The organism is Vibrio sp. 16 (assembly GCF_963681195.1).
Lineage (GTDB): Bacteria > Pseudomonadota > Gammaproteobacteria > Enterobacterales > Vibrionaceae > Vibrio > Vibrio sinaloensis_D.
In genome coordinates this window covers 2,964,994-2,982,033 of record NZ_OY808997.1, presented here as the reverse complement: position 1 = coordinate 2,982,033, position 17,040 = coordinate 2,964,994, and the positions used below count along the sequence as shown (strand labels likewise).

Genomic DNA, 17,040 nt, shown 5'->3' with positions numbered 1-17,040 from the left:
CGACTTTAAGAGTCGTTACCTTGTTGAATTCGACGCAAAGAGCGCTCTCTGCGCGACTCTTCACGAGTCAAATCCAACAATGTTTCTTCAATATAAGCTAAGTGTGAATGACACATTTCACGCGCCTTTTCTGGCTTACCTGAAACGATCGCTTCAACGATATTAGCTCTGTGTTTACTTACTTTTTCGACCACTTCATCGCGGCGATGTAAGAGCTTTAAATTCTGTAAGATATTCTGCTCAAGCAATGGCGCTAAACTGCGAACAATATGCAGCAGCACTACGTTGTGCGCTGCTTCCGTTAAAGCGATCAGAAACTGCATAACTGCAGCGGCTTCCGCTTCAATGTTTTTCTCAGTTTGTTGCTCACTGATTTTTTCGAGGCTTGCCTCGATACGAGCGAAATCTTCTTCAGTACCACGAACGGCTGCAAAGTACGCTGAGATACCTTCCATCGCATGACGCGTTTCCAGTAGATCAAGCTGAGTCTCTGAGTGGCTAGACAATAAATTTAGCAGAGGATCTGAAAAGCTGGTCCAGATGTTTTCGCTAACGAATGTGCCACCACCCTGTCGACGAGTAAGAAGACGCTTAGCTTCAAGGCGTTGAATTGCCTCACGGATTGAAGGACGAGACACATCAAACTGTTTAGCCAGCTCGCGCTCTGGCGGCAATTGTTGCCCCGGAGACAATGTTCCTTCCACAATCAGCCTTTCTAACTCTTGTTCAATGACATCAGAAAGTTTTGGCTGACGAATCCTTTGATAAGCCATAGTTGTTATTCTTCTACTCTTTGCAGTCAATTGGTAATACCAATTTTATGTTGGCGAGGAAATTAACATAATTAAAACGCAAGTTCCAGACAAAAGTTGACCTAAATCATAGAACAGGTCACGCTTCAACATCTTGATAACAATAGTGGATTAAAACATCAATCAAATTGGTCTGACCAATTACAATTTGTAAACAGATGGGAAGAAAGCGTGCTAGCCATCACAGTTTGATAGGCGAGTTTTAAATAGATATGAAAGGTTATTAGGGAATGAGAAGAAAGATGCGCAGCCTTAGAAAATCAAAAAGGGTTGATGGAACGCATCAACCCTATCGTTAACCTACCAAGCGCAAAGTGTTAGCGGGCTTCCAGATGGTCAATCATCAACTGCAATGACTGATTACCACGAAACTCATTGATATCTAGCTTATAAGCTAAGTGAACGGTCTTGACTGATGCATCCGGCCAACGTCGCAAATCAACGTTAAAGGCAATCCCATCGATCATGATATTGGTTGGGTGGCCTTTGTGTAGAGGCTCAAGCATCAATTTGAGATGTTTCTCTCCCACCAATTTCTGATGTAAGACTTTAAACTCGCCATCGAACAAAGGCTCTGGAAACGCCTGTCCCCAGGGGCCGCCAGCACGAAGCATTTCAGCCGTATGCATAGAGAACTCCTCTGGCCTTAGCTCACCATCAGAAAGAATCACACCTTTAAGAGCAGCCTCGTCTAAGTCCTGTTTCACCGCCTCATCAAACAGCTTAGCAAAACGCTCAAAGTTGCTTTCCATAATCGTCAAGCCTGCCGCCATCGCATGACCACCAAACTTCACAATCAAACCTGGATTTTGAGTATCGATGCGATCGAGCACATCACGCATATGCAGGCCAGGAATCGACCGACATGAGCCTTTAATGCTGCCCTCTCCTCCATCAGCAAACGCTATCACAGGGCGATGAAACTTCTCTTTGATTCGCGATGCTAAGATCCCAATCACGCCTTGGTGCCAGTCGCGTTGGAACAAGACCAAACCATGGGGCATATCGCTATCACCAAACTGTAGGCGCTCACAAAAAGCCATTGCTTCTTGCTTCATGCCCTCTTCGATCTCTTTGCGCGTTTGATTTAGCCCATCCAACTCACTCGCCATTCGACGAGCTGCGTGGATGTTATTCGCCATCAAAAGTTCCACCCCAAACGACATGTCATCCAAACGCCCCGCTGCATTAATGCGCGGACCTAAAGCAAAGCCAAAGTCAGACGCCACCAATCGCCTTGCATCACGCTTAGCGACTTCAATCAAAGCTTGAATTCCCGGGCGCGCTTTACCTGCGCGAATTCGCTGCAATCCCTGATGGACTAAAATACGGTTGTTTTCATCCAGCGGCACGACGTCAGCCACTGTACCTAGCGCCACTAGGTCAATCAGCTCCATCAATTTCGGTTCTGCCATTCCTTGCTGGGCAAACCAACCGTTTTTACGCATATGGACGCAAAGCGCCATCATCAGATAAAACGCGACGCCTACACCTGCTAATGCTTTTGATGGAAACGCACATTCTTGCAAGTTAGGGTTCACCATAGCATCAACATTTGGCAGTTCATGACCAGGTAAATGGTGGTCAGTCACCAATACCTTTAGCCCTTGCTCTTTGGCATAGCGCACACCATCAATCGATGAGACACCATTATCAACGGTCATGATAACTTCGGCGCCAATCTCTATCGCTTGATCCACCACCTCAGGGCTTAAGCCATAACCATCTTCAAAGCGGTTAGGGACGAGATAATCAACATTGTTTGAGCCGAGCATGCGCAGCGCAAGCACAGAAAGCGCAGAGCTGGTTGCACCATCAGCATCAAAATCACCCACCACAATAATTCGCTTTTGCTCCGCAATTGCGTTGAAAAGCAGCTCAACAGCAGCCTCTATCCCGTGCAGTTTTTGATAAGAGTGCAGCGCTCTTGCCGTTGTCTCGAGTTGCTCAGGCGATGTAATTCCGCGGCTGATGTAAACGCGTTTTAACAGAGGCGCAATGGTGTCAGGGAGCAGAGAGAGATCGACTTCCGGTCGTCGTTGAATTTCTATCATAAATATCGTGAGGTCTTGTTGGGGAACCTAAGGTACGTGGTCTGAGTATAAACAAAAAGGGAGCAATACGACGCTCCCAATCTTGTTCAATCAAGTTAGCAGGTTATTAAATCTGCTCAAGGCGCTGTAAAAGCTGTGCTGGCGGTAAGTAACCACCCACCATTTCGCCGTTAGGAAGGAAGATAGCAGGCGTTCCACTAATACCAAGTTCTCGACCTAGCGCATAATGCTGTTTGATGATGTCTTGATACTTGGCAAAGTCTTTGCTCTGTTCTGGGAACTTGCGGTTTACTTTTCCGTCATGCATCGCAGACTGAGGACTCTCCGCTCCCCAAATGGCCGCCATTTGATCCGCGACGGAACCCGTTCCACCTTGACGTGGGTAAGCCATGTAACGAACAGTAATACCCAGATCATTGTAGCCTTGCATCTGATTATGTAGGCGAACACAGTAACCACACGTGATGTCAGTAAATACCGTCACTACGTACTTTTCGTTGTCGGCTTTGAATTCGATCATGCTGTCCTTGAACGATTCAATCTTGGCCGCATTAATAGGCGCCTGGCGCTTGGCAAGTACATCTTCGTACTGACCATTCCCATCTAACTTGTACAAGGTCCCGGCAAGAAAGTAATCACCCGTTGGTGAAGCGAATAACACCCCACCGGTTGTTTGTACTTCCACGAGACCGTCAATATCAGCAGGAACCACTTGCTTCACTTCCAAACCCAGTTTTGCAAAGCGCGCTTCAAGCTGAGCCTTGTCAAATGTCACTTCGTTTGCAGAAACACTCTGGGCAGCAAGGAGCAACGGCAGAGTCAGTAGAGTCATACGGCGTAATACGCTCATTAAGTTCACCTTCATTTTGTGCGAGAGCCTACGCCCTTGGGTGGTGCTCGCTGTGTAATTGTTTCAATCGCTCTGTGGCGACATGAGTATAAATTTGCGTGGTCGACAAGTCACTATGTCCGAGTAACATCTGCACAACCCGTAAGTCAGCACCATAATTGAGTAAGTGCGTCGCGAACGCATGCCGTAATACGTGAGGTGACAACTTTTCGCTATCAATACCCGCTATCACGGCGTAATGTTTTATCCGGTGCCAAAACGTCTGGCGAGTCATCTGCCGAGCCCGTTTGCTTGGAAAGACCACATCGGAAGTATTTTCACCTAGTAACTCAGACCGCCCCTGCTCAAGAAAAGTTTCAATCCAATCGACTGCGTTTTCTCCCATCGGAACAAGGCGTTCCTTGCCCCCTTTACCCGTAACACGAACCACCCCCTGACGTAGGCTAATGTTTTCCATCGTAAGGCTCACTAACTCGGTTACACGTAGCCCGGTAGCGTACAAAAGTTCCAGCATCGCTTTATCACGAAGCTCCATGGGATCATTAGGATCGGGGGCATCAAGCAACGCGTCTACCTGCGCTTCACTGAGATCTTTGGGTAAACGCTTAGGCAATTTAGGGCTTACGAGTAAGGCGCTGGGATCATCCGCGCGGATTTTCTCTCGATGCAAATACTGAAATAACCGACGAATTGCCGACAGCATTCTAGCACGAGAAGTTTGCTTGTAGCCTTCGTCTGCCAACCAAGTTTGATATTCCTGCAAACCTGATAAGCTAATGAAATCTAGACGATAGTTATGCTTACTCATCCATTGAAGCAGTTTACTTAAATCGTTGCGGTAAGACGCTAGTGTGTTTTCTGATAGCCCGCGTTCCATCCACATTGCATCTAAAAACTGTTCAACAAGTCCTTGTTCAGGAGACATTACCTCAGACACGGTATTCCTCAATTCTTCGACATGGCTCCAATGTAAGTGTGGCTAAGCAATAAAGCCATAAAATTTGTCCTTTCCCTTCGATATTCGCTGCAAACCTCGCCAATTTGTGGTTAGAATTCGCTATCAACTCCCGAGTAAAGAACAAAAAGCTATGAAAATCGGTCTATTTTACGGCTCAACTACCTGCTATACCGAGATGGCAGCAGAAAAAATTCGCGCGATCATCGGTGACGATCTTGTCGACATCCACAACGTAAAAGATTCTCCTCTTAGCCTAATGGCTGACTACGATCTTCTGCTCCTAGGCATCTCTACATGGGACTTCGGTGAAATTCAAGAAGACTGGATTGAGCTTTGGGATCAGGTCAGCGGTCTGTCTCTTGCTGGCAAAACCGTCGCACTGTTTGGTCTGGGTGACCAAGAAGGTTACGGAGAATGGTATCTTGATGCGATGGGCATGCTGCACGATGAGCTCAAAGCAACGGGAGTGAATTTTATCGGATACTGGCCAAACGACGACAGCTATGAGTTTGAAGCATCAAAAGCCCTAACTGAAGACCAGAGCAAGTTTGTCGGTTTAGCTCTGGATGAAGACTCTCAATACGAGCTCAGCGACGAACGCATCGCGACTTGGGTTGAACAAGTTCTGGTTGAGTATCAAGAGACACTTTAACAAAAGCTTTAGGGGTTGGTTATAGAGCCAACCCTTTTCTAATCGGCTTGAACTCAGCTCTCACAACGTTTCAATGCATCATGAAAACGTCGCCAATCAAAGACTAAGCCCGGGTCACTCTTGCGAAGCGGCGCGATATACTGATGGCCAGTGATTCTTGAGGAAGTGATCTGCGGGTAACGCAATTGCAACTGTTGAGTCAGCTCTGTCAACGATTGATATTGTGCATCGGTATAAACCACGTAATCACAGCCTTCTAGCTCAATGCCAATCGAATAATCGTTGCATTTCTCTCGGCCAGCAAAACTCGATACGCCCGCGTGCCAAGCTCTGGCATTAAAAGGCACGAACTGAATGATCTCTCCATCACGGCGAATAAGGCAATGTGCCGATACGCCCATGTTGTGAATCACCCTAAAGAAGGGATGTTCGTAAGGGTCGAGCTTGCCAGTGAAGAACTGCTCGATATACGGACCGCCAAACTGCCCCGGTGGCAGACTAATATTGTGCACGACCAATAGCGAAATATCCGTTTCATCACTTCTTTGATCAAAAAATGGCGAGGGAACATGGCGTGCAGGTCGATACCAACCTCTATCATCAATCATAGCTGAGCTCTTTCTAAAGTTACCCTTTGAGTTTTCTGTGATTTTATCCCTTTAGCAATGAAATGCGAGATTAAAGGCTGAATTTCATCCACAGTCAGCGTATCATGCCCACCTCTTGTCCAACTGCGTATTAGATTTGCGATGAAAAACACACACAACAGCCAAGAACGCCTCGAATATTTGAAGCAGCAACTTCCTCTAGAAATCTCACGTGCTGTCGCTGACACCATAAAAGAAGATTTAGGTGGGACTCTCGATCCAGCCGCTGACATCACCGCAAGTCTAATCCCTGCTGACGCTCGCAATGAAGCAACCATTATCACTCGCGAACACGGTGTGTTTTGTGGTCAAGCATGGGCTGATGAAGTGTTTAAGCAACTCGGCGGTCAAGTCACGATTACTTGGCATGTCCAAGATGGCGACAAAGTCGAGCCAAACCAAGTATTGTGTACCCTAGAAGGTCCTTCTCGCGCGTTATTGACAGGTGAACGCAATGCGATGAACTTCATTCAAACACTCTCCGGCTGTGCAACCATCACCGCCCAATACGCAGCCGAACTTGAGGGCACAAACTGTCGCCTTCTCGACACACGCAAAACCATTCCTGGATTACGCAGCGCTTTGAAGTATGCCGTTGCCTGTGGTGGTGGTTTTAACCATCGCATTGGTGTATTTGATGCCTACCTAATTAAAGAAAATCACATTATTGCCAATGGTGGCATTTCTCAAACCATCAAAACGGCCAAAGAACTCAACCCAGGTAAGCCCGTTGAAGTTGAAACAGAAAGCTTGGCAGAGCTACAAGAAGCGATTGATGCCGGTGCTGATATCATCATGCTCGATAACTTTACGACAGAGATGATGCGAGAAGCGGTAAAAATCAATGCCGGTCGTGCCGCACTAGAAAACTCAGGAAACGTAACATTAGCAACACTGCGTGAATATGCAGAGACTGGCGTAGACTATATTTCGGTTGGCGCACTCACCAAACACCTTAAAGCGCTCGACCTTTCAATGCGATTTAAATAAATAGCAGCCATTGATTCTGGAATAAAAATCATATTTTTCAATTATTAAGCAGAGGCATTAAAGCCTCTGTTTTTGTTTCAATCATAAGAAACACCACATTAAACCGTGCGATATCTCGAAAACTTTTGCCGCCATACTGCAACTAAACATTAACTTTCCCTAATCTACTCGGAAAGCGCCTTTTCCCACGTACCCCACTCCACTTAACCCTTTTATGCTCTCAGGCACATAATCTTTTTCACTTTGGAGAGTACAAATGAAACAAACGAATAACCGTAAAGCAAAGGGTTTTACGCTGATTGAGTTGATGATAGTAGTGGCAGTTATCGGCGTATTGGCGGCGATTGCCATCCCTCAGTACCAAAAATATGTGGAGAAAGGCGCATTAGGCTCAGCTCTAGCAACAGCGACCGCACTAAAAACAAACTATGAAGATTATTTAGCTGTAAGTGGCGCTGCTCCAGCGTCAGTTTCAGACATCGGCGCAGTTTCGTTTGCACTAGGCACAGTATCTCTTGACGCTTCGGGAGCCATTGAAGTAGGTATAACATCAGGTGGTGGCTCTGGTAGTTCAGTTAAACTAGCCAGATCGGTTGACGGTTCTTGGGACTGTACAATCAGTGCATCCGCAGGTGTCAAAATTAATGGATGCGGCTAGTGCTAACTAACCTCCCAGCTATCTTGCGCCAAGCCCGCCTTTTAGATGCGGCGCAAGAAGCGAGCGTTATCGAACATTGTCAAGCCTCCGGCCAATCCGTGCCGGAGGCGTTGCTTACTCTCAACCTCATTGAACACCAGCAACTGACCGAGCAACTCGCACACATTTTTGGCCTGCCGAAAGTAGAGATTGACCAATTTGACTACGCTGCGATGTGTCAAAAGTTAGGGCTGAGGGAACTCATCACCCACCACCAAGCCTTGCCACTATATGAAAGTGCTCAACAACTCACTATTGCCATTACCGATCCGACAAACCTTGAACTAGAAGATGAGTTTCGCTTTGCGACAGGTCGGCAAATTGAGCTAGTTCTTGCCGATATAAAAGCGCTTCATAGTGCAATTCGTAAACTCTATGGCCGAACAATAGAGACGGGATTATCGGCAAAAAAAGAGCTCAATGAACAAGATCTCGAACAGCTGGTCGATGTTTCCGATGATGAAATCGGTACTATTGAAGATCTCAGTTTAGACACCGCTCCGGTGAGTCGTTACATCAATCAAATTCTGCTTGATGCAGTACGAAAAGGGGCATCCGACATTCACTTCGAGCCCTATGAAGATTCCTATCGCGTCAGGCTTCGCTGTGACGGTATTTTGGTCGAAATCCAGCAACCTGCACATCATTTAAGTCGACGTTTAGCCGCCCGATTGAAAATTCTCTCCAAACTCGACATCGCAGAACGGCGGCTTCCGCAAGATGGGCGTATTAAACTAAAAATCGGCACCAATACCGCAATTGATATGCGCGTTTCAACATTACCCACCTTGTGGGGAGAAAAAATCGTCCTCCGTTTGCTAGATAGCAGTGAGGCGAGTCTTAACATTGATGCCCTCGGATATAATGACACACAAAAACAGCAATACCTGAATGCATTACGCCGCCCACAAGGGCTAATCCTTATGACGGGACCAACGGGCAGTGGTAAAACCGTCTCACTCTATACCGGATTAAAACTATTAAACACAGCGGAAGTGAACATCGCGACAGCGGAAGATCCCGTAGAAATCAACCTCTCTGGTATCAACCAAGTCCAAGTCCAACCTCAAATTGGCTTTGGTTTTGCGCAAGCCTTACGCGCGTTTCTCCGCCAAGACCCAGACATCGTCATGGTGGGTGAAATCCGAGATATTGAGACCGCAGGGATTGCCGTTAAAGCCGCCCAAACTGGCCACCTCGTGCTCTCGACCTTACACACAAACTCTGCCGCGGAAAGTGTCGCTAGACTCAGCAACATGGGCGTCGAGCCCTTTAATATCGCCTCTTCACTCAGTTTGATTATCGCCCAACGGCTTGCTCGACGTTTGTGTAGTCATTGCAAAATCGCTTATCAAGTCGATCACACTCAAGCGATAGGACTCGACCTAACCCTAGGTGAAACTCTTTATCGTGCATCTAGCGATGGGTGTTCAGAATGTAATAACGGCTACGTAGGACGTGTTGGCATCTACGAAGTCATGTCCTTTACCCCTACCTTATCTCAAGCCATCGCGCAGGGCTCTTCAATCCAAAGCCTCGAGCAACTTGCTCGCAGTGAAGGGATGGCGACATTAAAAGAATCTGGCTTAGAAAAGTTGCGTTTGGGCATTACCAGTGTCTCTGAGCTGCAACGCGTACTCTACTTATAGCGGGAAGTTCATGTGAAAAATCGATACAAGAACCAATTAAAAAGCTTCCATTGGCGAGGTCTCAATAGCATCGGTAAACCAGTTTCAGGTCAATTATTAGCGCTGACCGAAAACGAGGTGCGAGACAAACTGAAAGAACAACATATCCAAGTCAAAAAGCTGAAAAAGCGCAATCTTTCCTTATACAAACGCATAACGCAGCGCGTGAAACGCAAAGACATTACGATTTTAACGAGGCAGTTAGCGACGATGCTGATGACGGGCGTGCCGTTGATTCAGGCTCTTAAGTTGGTCGCAGATAATCACCGTAAAGCCGAGATGAAATCGATTTTGTCCCAAATAGTGAAAGGGGTTGAATCTGGCACACCACTATCAAAAACGCTGCGAACAGCGAGCACGCATTTTGACACCTTATACGTAGACCTTGTCGCAACCGGTGAACAATCTGGTAACCTAGCCGAAGTGTTTGAACGAATTGCAACTTATCGAGAAAAGTCAGAACAACTGAAAGCAAAAGTAATCAAAGCTCTGATCTACCCATCCATGGTTGTGATTACCGCATTATCGGTCACTTATTTAATGTTAACCGTCGTCATACCGGAATTTGAATCAATGTTTTCTGGATTTGGCGCTGACCTACCTTGGTTTACCGCTCAGGTTCTTATTCTCTCTCACTGGGTTCAATCTTATTCAGGCATGGTGTTTATGGCGCTTGCCATCGCGTTTTTGCTGTTAAAACTCGGACGAAAAAAATCCTTTCGCATTCAATTGGCAACAAGTCGAGCAAGCTTAAACATCCCAATAATTGGTACCATCATTAGCAAAGCTTCCATTGCGAAGTTTAGCCGAACGTTGGCAACCAGTTTTAGTGCTGGCATCCCGATACTTTCATGCTTAAAAACATCAGCGAAAACCGCCAATAATATTCACTATCAAAACGCGATCGAACAAGTTTATGCCGATACCGCAGCAGGCATGCCGATATACATTGCGATGCGAAACTCACAAACCTTTCCTGAAATGGTGCTGCAAATGGTGATGATTGGCGAAGAATCGGGAAGCTTAGATGACATGCTCAATAAAGTCGCCACCATCTATGAGTTTGAAATTGATAACACCGTCGATAATCTAGGAAAAGTCCTAGAGCCTATGATTATTATTTTCCTTGGTGTGGTAGTAGGAGGCTTAGTGGTCGCAATGTACTTGCCGATCTTTAACTTAATGAGTGTATTAGGATAGTATTAGCCTTTACTATTTTGTGCTTGGCACTTTCATCTAGGGCGATACTGGTTTGATCGAGCAATTTCATTACTACCCTTGGTTATTTCCAACCATGGCGACCGTTTTTGGCCTTATCATTGGTAGTTTTCTCAACGTGGTCATACATCGTCTACCGAAAATAATGGAGCGAGAGTGGCGACAAGAGTGCGCCGAAAGCTTTCCCGAGTACAACATAGAAGCGCCAAAGGGAACTTATAACCTCAGTGTTCCTCGCTCAACTTGCCCTAAATGCCACACCCCAATCCGCATTATAGATAATATTCCTGTTGTAAGTTGGTTGCTGCTAAGAGGGAAGTGTCGACAGTGTGATAATCCAATCAGCGCCCGCTACCCTCTGATTGAGCTGCTCAGTGGCGGCTTAAGCTTTGTTGTGTCGTATCAACTTGGCTTTAGTTACTTCACACTCGCCCTACTGATTTTTACGTTCGTATTGATTGCGGCAACCTTTATCGACCTCGACACCATGCTGCTGCCAGATTCCCTTACCTTGCCCCTCACTTGGGCGGGTATCGCCTTGGCCCTGTTTCAAATAAGCCCTATCTCACTGCAAGACTCGGTTATTGGCGCGATGGCTGGTTATCTATCCCTTTGGTCGGTATATTGGCTGTTTAAACTAGCTACCGGTAAAGAAGGTATGGGTTACGGTGACTTTAAACTGCTGGCGGCTCTAGGCGCTTGGCTCGGATGGCAACAACTTCCCATGCTTATCCTATTCTCTTCTTTAGTCGGACTGGTATTTGGCCTGATTCAACTGCGACTAAAACGCCAAGGTATCGATAAAGCCTTTCCATTTGGCCCTTACTTGGCGATAGCAGGTTGGATAAGCATGATGTGGGGCTCTCAGATATGGGGCTTTTATCTGACTCATTTTTTAGGACTCTAATATGACCTTTGTTGTGGGGTTAACCGGCGGGATTGCCAGTGGCAAAACGACCGTCGCAAACCTTTTTCATCAGCACTTTGGCATCGAAATTGTGGACGCTGACGTCATCGCTCGTGAAGTAGTGGCGCCTGGCAGTAAGGGGTTAAAAGCCATAGAGAGCAAATTTGGCTCCTCTGTTTTACTAGAAAACGGCAATCTCGACAGAAGTAAACTTCGAGAGATCATCTTCTCTGACCCAAGCCAAAAGGCCTGGCTAGACCAATTACTACACCCGATGATTCGCGCAAACATGCTCGCTGAGTTAGCAAACACTACCTCAGAGTATGCGCTTTTAGTCATTCCTTTGATGGTTGAAAATCACTTACAACATCTAGCGGACAAAGTTGTTGTCGTCGATGTCGATGAGGCAACTCAGTTAGAAAGGACGGTGGCACGAGACAACGTGGCGCTTGAGCAAGCACAAGCCATTGTTGCAGCTCAAGCAAGCAGAGAACAACGATTAGCCATTGCGGACTTCGTGATTAAAAATGATACAGAAAACCAAAAACTTTTGCCTCAAATCACAGAATTGCATCAAAAGTTCCTAGAAATCGGTAGGGCAAATCGGTGAGAATAAAGGTAGAACCATTCACGACTGCATTTTAATGACCACTCACTACTTCGAACATCCATTGAACGAAAAAACCCGCATCTACTTGAGAGTCGAAGCACTGCTCAATCAGTTGCGTTTGGCTGCAGAATTCAGTGACGATATGCAGCATTTGGTTTTTTATCGTTCTCTATTTGACCTGCTAGAGATCTTTGAGCAAATACAGCTAAAAAGTGAGCTTGCTAAGGATATTGAGAAGCAACGTTTAACCTATCGCAACTGGCTGAATGTTGATGGCGTCGATCAGGAAATGCTCCTCGGTATTTTGCGTGAAGTCGACGAAGCGCATAGCCATCTCATGGCCGCTGAGCGATTTGGCCAGAGCTTAAAAGAGGACCGATTCCTAAGTGCAATTCGCCAGCGTTTTAACTTGCCTGGTGGCTCATGTTGCTTTGACTTGCCCGCCCTACATCATTGGCTGCACTTACCTATCAATCAAAAACAAGCCGACGCTAACAAATGGCTCGGTAGTTTATTGCCCCTAGCACAAGCGTTGAAGCTATGGCTAAGACTGACTCGTGAAACTGGTCACTTCCGCGCGTATAATGCGCCGGCTGGTTTCTATCAGAGTGATGCCGATGAAGCCAATATTTTACGCTTGGAGATTCCGATGGAGTTTGGTGTCTACCCAATGATCTCAGGGCACAAGAATAGATTTGCGATCAAATTTATCGAATTTGCTTCTGGGCAGGCATCGACTGCAAACATAGAGTTTAAATTAGCGGTGTGTTGTTAAGTCTTTCCGCTAAACTCATCTCTAAACCCGATCTTCGACAATGAGTTGATTATGACTAAGATTACTATCGTTCCCTGCCCACAGTGTGGTACAGACGTGACTTGGGGGGAGCAAAGCCCTTATCGTCCATTTTGCAGCAAACAATGCCAAATGATCGATTTTGGTGAATGGGCAGATGAAGAAAATACCATTCCGGGAGCACCGGATATGTCTGATTCAGATGGCTGGTCAGAAGACCAATATTGATTGAGACAATGTGATTTAAGCTGACTAGAGGGCTGATGTGAAAACATCGGCTCTTTTTGTATCCAGCGTATTACTTAGGTTGTTATATCAAATACAATTTTTAACTTAGAACGTAGATATTTTTCTTTCTACCTAGGAAAAGGTGCGGAACTTTCTTTGAACAAGTTGGGCCAGTAAATGAGTACCGATGACAACGGGAGAGAGGAAAATGGCGAGTTATAAGCAAAGAATAAAAAAGCGGAGCCACAGGGCTCCGCTAATACTATGAGAACGCTAGTTATAGCATTACTTCTTAGCAAGTTTCTCTTTAATACGAGCAGACTTACCAGAACGCTCACGTAGGTAGTACAACTTGGCACGACGTACTGCACCACGGCGTTTAACTTCGATGCTATCAACGATTGGAGAGTGTGTTTGGAACGTACGCTCAACACCTTCACCGTTAGAAATCTTACGTACAGTGAAAGCAGAGTGTAGACCACGGTTACGGATTGCGATTACAACGCCTTCGAAAGCCTGTAGACGCTCACGGTCACCTTCTTTTACCTTAACTTGAACTACAACAGTGTCACCTGGTGCAAATTTAGGTAGGTCTGATTTTAGTTGCTCTTCTTCAAGAGCCTTGATGATGTTACTCATTTTAATAAATTCCTAGAATAAACTGATACTAAATTTAATAGGTTACTGCTTACTTTTTACCAGAGCGGTGCTCTTTAATAAATTCGGCCAGTAATTGTTCCTGTTCGTCAGTCAGAGCTAGGTTTTCCAGGAGTTCTGGTCTTCTTAGCCAAGTACGGCCTAACGACTGTTTAAGTCGCCAGCGACGAATTTCCTTGTGGTTACCTGACATCAGCACCGAAGGTACTTCTTTGTCATCTAACACCTCTGGACGCGTATAGTGAGGGCAATCTAACAAGCCATTAGCAAAGGAATCTTCCTCTGCTGACGCAAAATCTCCTAGCACTCCCGGCACAAACCGAGACACTGAATCAATCAACGTCATGGCTGGAATCTCACCACCCGTCATCACGAAATCCCCAATTGACCATTCTTCGTCAACTTCAGATTGGATGATACGCTCATCTACCCCTTCATAGCGGCCACAAATCAAAAGCAAGTTCTCATTTGTTGCCAGCTCTTCGACTCCTTTTTGGTCGAGCTTTCGACCTTGAGGAGAAAGGTAAATGACTTTCGTCTTACCCGGTGAAGCTTGCTTGGCTGTATGAATAGCATCGCGCAAAGGCTGAACCATCATGAGCATGCCAGGGCCGCCACCGTAAGGTCTATCATCAACAGTGCGATGTTTGTCGTGCGTGAAATCGCGAGGATTCCAAGTCTCAATCGACAAAAGACCTTTTTTAACCGCTTGACCTGTTACTCCATAATCAGTAACAGAACGGAACATTTCAGGAAAAAGGCTTATTACGCCAACCCACATGTTTATCTCGCTCTGAAATTTTGGAGTTTAGAATCCAGGATCCCAGTCAACTTCGATCCGTTGAGCTTCGCGATCAATATGTTTGATCACTTGCTCTTCAAGGAACGGAATTAATCGTTCCTTTTGCCCGAAAGCATCTTTTAGATTTGCTTTTACAACCAAAACATCGTTGGAACCCGTTTCTAGCATGTCAGAGACAGTACCTAGATCGTAACCTTTGTCGGTTACTACGTGCATCCCAATCAAATCACGCCAATAGAATTCATCTGATGGCAATTCTGGAAGAACAGCAGGGTCAATAGAGATTTCAAAGTTTGTCAGTAATTGCGCATCTTCGCGCACATCCAGACCTTCGAGTTTCACCACCAAACCTTTGTTATGGCGCTTCCAACTCTCAACCTTGTACTCAACCCACTTACCACCTTGGTTAATAAACCATGGGGTGTAATCAAACATGCTTTCAGCATTGTCTGTGTAGGAAAAAACTTTAAGCCAGCCGCGAATGCCGTAAGAAGCACCTAACTTACCTACAACAATCTTGTCTTCACTCATTGTTTCTTTACCTTTCATCGACATAAGCTAATTTCTTCTTTCAAGTAAGAATTAAGCCGCTTTTTGAGCGTCTTTTACTAGCTTAGCAACGCGGTCAGATAGAGATGCGCCTTGACCAACCCAGTGGTTAACGCGATCTAGGTCTAGACGTAGACCTTCTTCTTGACCTTTAGCAGTTGGGTTGAAGAAACCAACTTTCTCGATGAAACGGCCAGTTGCTGCATTGCGGCTGTCCGCTACTACGATTTGATAAAATGGACGCTTCTTAGCGCCGTGACGTGCCAAACGAATGGTTACCATGTCGTCCTCTTTGCTTTCTCAAAAATAAAATTAACCCCAGAAACCATTTATCGCTAAATGATTTGGGGCTCGTGCCAAAATAAAGCTCCGGAATTTTACTCTTATTCCGGAGCAATGCAAGGTCTTTAGCTACTTTTTCACCAACATAAAACGAAACTTAAGTTTGTGACGCAGCTAACACCTTGAAATTTTTATTGCAGGTCTGATTTAACGGCCAAACGGATTGAAACCGCCACCGCCCATTCCTCCCATGCCGCCCATCATGCCTTGCATGTTGCGCATCATGCCTTTCATGCCACCTTTCTGCATTTTCTTCATCATTTTCTGCATCTGAGTGAACTGCTTGAGTAGACGGTTAACATCTTGCACCTGGGTGCCAGAACCTGCAGCGATACGTTTTTTACGTGAACCTTTAATCAGTTCTGGGCGTTGACGCTCTTTCATCGTCATCGAGTTGATGATCGCTTCCATCTGTTTGAACATCTTGTCGTCGACTTTGTCTTTCACATTGTCAGGCAAGTTGCTCATACCCGGCAGCTTATCCATCATGCCCATCATACCGCCCATGTTTTGCATCTGACCTAGCTGCTCACGGAAGTCTTCAAGGTCAAAACCTTTCTTCTCTTTGAACTTTTTCGCCAGTTTCTCTGCTTTTTCTTGGTCAACATTACGTTGCAGGTCTTCGATTAGAGATAGGACGTCACCCATGCCCAAGATACGTGATGCCACACGATCTGGGTGGAAAGGTTCAAGTGCATCCGTCTTTTCACCAACACCTAAGAACTTGATCGGTTTACCCGTAATATGGCGAACAGAAAGCGCCGCACCACCACGAGCATCACCATCTACTTTGGTTAAGATCACGCCCGTAAGTGGCAGCGTATCACCAAATGCTTTCGCAGTGTTTGCCGCGTCTTGACCTGTCATCGCATCGACGACGAATAGCGTCTCAACAGGATCAATCGCAGAGTGAAGCTCTTTGATTTCTCCCATCATTTGCTCATCGATGGCTAAGCGACCTGCGGTATCGACAACCAAAACGTCATAGAACTTCTTCTTCGCATGATCGATAGCAGCATTAGCGATATCAATTGGCTTTTGATCCGCACTAGACGGGAAGAAGTCGACACCAATATCTGACGCTAACGTTTCAAGCTGTTTGATCGCGGCTGGGCGATAAACGTCAGCAGAAACAACCAGTACCTTCTTCTTATCACGCTCTTTTAAAAGCTTAGATAGCTTACCGACCGATGTGGTTTTACCCGCACCTTGTAGACCTGCCATCAAGATAACAGCAGGTGGCTGCGCAGCAAGATTTAGAGCTTCATTTGACTCACCCATTACGGCTTCAAGTTCACCTTGAACAATCTTAATGAACTCTTGGCCAGGCGTTAGGGATTTGGAAACCTCAACACCAACGGCTGCTTCTTTAACGCGTTTAATAAAATCGCGTACCACTGGAAGCGCGACATCCGCCTCCAAAAGCGCCATACGTACTTCACGTAAGGTATCTTTTATGTTGTCTTCGGTCAGGCGACCTTTTCCGCTGATATTTTTCAGCGTTTTGGACAATCGATCCGTTAAATTCTCAAACATCTTAAGTCTCTTTTTTGAGCGAGCATAAATACATCTCACCCGTTAAATTT

Annotated in this window: 19 protein-coding genes; 9 read left to right on the top strand and 10 right to left on the bottom strand. The window is 45.9% G+C overall.

Translation table 11 applies throughout. The annotated features are described in order from the left end of the window. Positions 1 to 5: 5 nt before the first annotated feature. The 4 genes from pdhR to xerD form a co-directional block, all read right to left on the bottom strand. The gene (gene pdhR / locus U9J37_RS13890) at positions 6 to 773 is read right to left on the bottom strand and encodes a pyruvate dehydrogenase complex transcriptional repressor PdhR (protein ID WP_005475680.1); all 768 of its coding nucleotides are present in this window, start codon (positions 771 to 773) and stop codon (positions 6 to 8) included. 356 nt (positions 774 to 1,129) lie between these two features. Beyond that, complete coding sequence (recJ, locus tag U9J37_RS13885; protein WP_005475664.1) at positions 1,130 to 2,866, bottom strand: single-stranded-DNA-specific exonuclease RecJ; 1,737 nt, start codon at positions 2,864 to 2,866, stop codon at positions 1,130 to 1,132. 106 nt (positions 2,867 to 2,972) lie between these two features. Then, the gene (locus tag U9J37_RS13880) at positions 2,973 to 3,716 is read right to left on the bottom strand and encodes a thioredoxin fold domain-containing protein (RefSeq protein WP_043887353.1); all 744 of its coding nucleotides are present in this window, start codon (positions 3,714 to 3,716) and stop codon (positions 2,973 to 2,975) included. 28 nt (positions 3,717 to 3,744) lie between these two features. Then, positions 3,745 to 4,641, bottom strand: a complete 897-nt coding sequence (gene xerD / locus U9J37_RS13875) for a site-specific tyrosine recombinase XerD (protein ID WP_005475659.1) — start codon at positions 4,639 to 4,641, stop codon at positions 3,745 to 3,747. A gap of 163 nt (positions 4,642 to 4,804) precedes the next feature. Between xerD and fldB the strand changes: the two genes are divergently transcribed. Beyond that, positions 4,805 to 5,326 (top strand): flavodoxin FldB, encoded by a 522-nt coding sequence (fldB, locus tag U9J37_RS13870; protein ID WP_005475668.1) that lies wholly within the window; start codon positions 4,805 to 4,807, stop codon positions 5,324 to 5,326. A gap of 53 nt (positions 5,327 to 5,379) precedes the next feature. Here the strand turns inward: fldB and ampD are convergent, their stop codons facing one another. Continuing rightward, a complete protein-coding gene (gene ampD, locus U9J37_RS13865) occupies positions 5,380 to 5,934 on the bottom strand; it encodes a 1,6-anhydro-N-acetylmuramyl-L-alanine amidase AmpD (RefSeq protein ID WP_005475679.1) in 555 nt (184 codons plus the stop codon). Positions 5,935 to 6,075: 141 nt separating this feature from the next. Here ampD and nadC point away from each other — a divergent pair, with 141 nt between their 5' ends. From nadC to yacG, 8 genes are all read left to right on the top strand, one after another. After that, a complete protein-coding gene (gene nadC, locus U9J37_RS13860) occupies positions 6,076 to 6,963 on the top strand; it encodes a carboxylating nicotinate-nucleotide diphosphorylase (RefSeq protein ID WP_005475682.1) in 888 nt (295 codons plus the stop codon). A gap of 256 nt (positions 6,964 to 7,219) precedes the next feature. Further along, positions 7,220 to 7,621, top strand: a complete 402-nt coding sequence (locus U9J37_RS13855; protein ID WP_005475654.1) for a type IV pilin protein — start codon at positions 7,220 to 7,222, stop codon at positions 7,619 to 7,621. Further along, positions 7,621 to 9,309, top strand: coding sequence for a type IV-A pilus assembly ATPase PilB (gene pilB, locus U9J37_RS13850; RefSeq protein ID WP_043887354.1), 1,689 nt, complete (start codon positions 7,621 to 7,623; stop codon positions 9,307 to 9,309). The genes U9J37_RS13855 and pilB overlap by 1 nt, the downstream gene beginning before the upstream one ends. Before the next feature lie 12 nt (positions 9,310 to 9,321). After that, positions 9,322 to 10,548 (top strand): type II secretion system F family protein, encoded by a 1,227-nt coding sequence (locus tag U9J37_RS13845; RefSeq protein WP_005475684.1) that lies wholly within the window; start codon positions 9,322 to 9,324, stop codon positions 10,546 to 10,548. A gap of 55 nt (positions 10,549 to 10,603) precedes the next feature. Beyond that, a complete protein-coding gene (locus U9J37_RS13840; protein WP_039477926.1) occupies positions 10,604 to 11,473 on the top strand; it encodes a prepilin peptidase in 870 nt (289 codons plus the stop codon). Between the two features lies 1 nt (position 11,474). Beyond that, positions 11,475 to 12,083 (top strand): dephospho-CoA kinase, encoded by a 609-nt coding sequence (coaE, locus tag U9J37_RS13835; RefSeq protein ID WP_322413840.1) that lies wholly within the window; start codon positions 11,475 to 11,477, stop codon positions 12,081 to 12,083. Positions 12,084 to 12,117: 34 nt separating this feature from the next. Then, complete coding sequence (gene zapD, locus U9J37_RS13830; RefSeq protein WP_005476491.1) at positions 12,118 to 12,858, top strand: cell division protein ZapD; 741 nt, start codon at positions 12,118 to 12,120, stop codon at positions 12,856 to 12,858. 51 nt (positions 12,859 to 12,909) lie between these two features. Next, positions 12,910 to 13,104 (top strand): DNA gyrase inhibitor YacG, encoded by a 195-nt coding sequence (gene yacG, locus U9J37_RS13825; protein ID WP_038191328.1) that lies wholly within the window; start codon positions 12,910 to 12,912, stop codon positions 13,102 to 13,104. Between the two features lie 285 nt (positions 13,105 to 13,389). Here yacG and rplS read toward each other — a convergent pair whose 3' ends face one another. The 5 genes from rplS to ffh all read right to left on the bottom strand — a co-directional run bounded on the left by rplS (position 13,390) and on the right by ffh (position 16,990). Continuing rightward, the gene (rplS, locus tag U9J37_RS13820; protein WP_005476458.1) at positions 13,390 to 13,743 is read right to left on the bottom strand and encodes a 50S ribosomal protein L19; all 354 of its coding nucleotides are present in this window, start codon (positions 13,741 to 13,743) and stop codon (positions 13,390 to 13,392) included. 49 nt (positions 13,744 to 13,792) lie between these two features. Continuing rightward, positions 13,793 to 14,542, bottom strand: a complete 750-nt coding sequence (gene trmD, locus U9J37_RS13815; RefSeq protein ID WP_005476521.1) for a tRNA (guanosine(37)-N1)-methyltransferase TrmD — start codon at positions 14,540 to 14,542, stop codon at positions 13,793 to 13,795. Between the two features lie 27 nt (positions 14,543 to 14,569). Further along, complete coding sequence (gene rimM, locus U9J37_RS13810; protein ID WP_005476454.1) at positions 14,570 to 15,118, bottom strand: ribosome maturation factor RimM; 549 nt, start codon at positions 15,116 to 15,118, stop codon at positions 14,570 to 14,572. A gap of 27 nt (positions 15,119 to 15,145) precedes the next feature. Continuing rightward, complete coding sequence (rpsP, locus tag U9J37_RS13805; RefSeq protein ID WP_005438039.1) at positions 15,146 to 15,394, bottom strand: 30S ribosomal protein S16; 249 nt, start codon at positions 15,392 to 15,394, stop codon at positions 15,146 to 15,148. Between the two features lie 207 nt (positions 15,395 to 15,601). After that, entirely contained in the window at positions 15,602 to 16,990 is a 1,389-nt protein-coding gene (gene ffh, locus U9J37_RS13800; RefSeq protein WP_005476509.1) for a signal recognition particle protein, read from the bottom strand. Positions 16,991 to 17,040 lie beyond the last annotated feature (50 nt).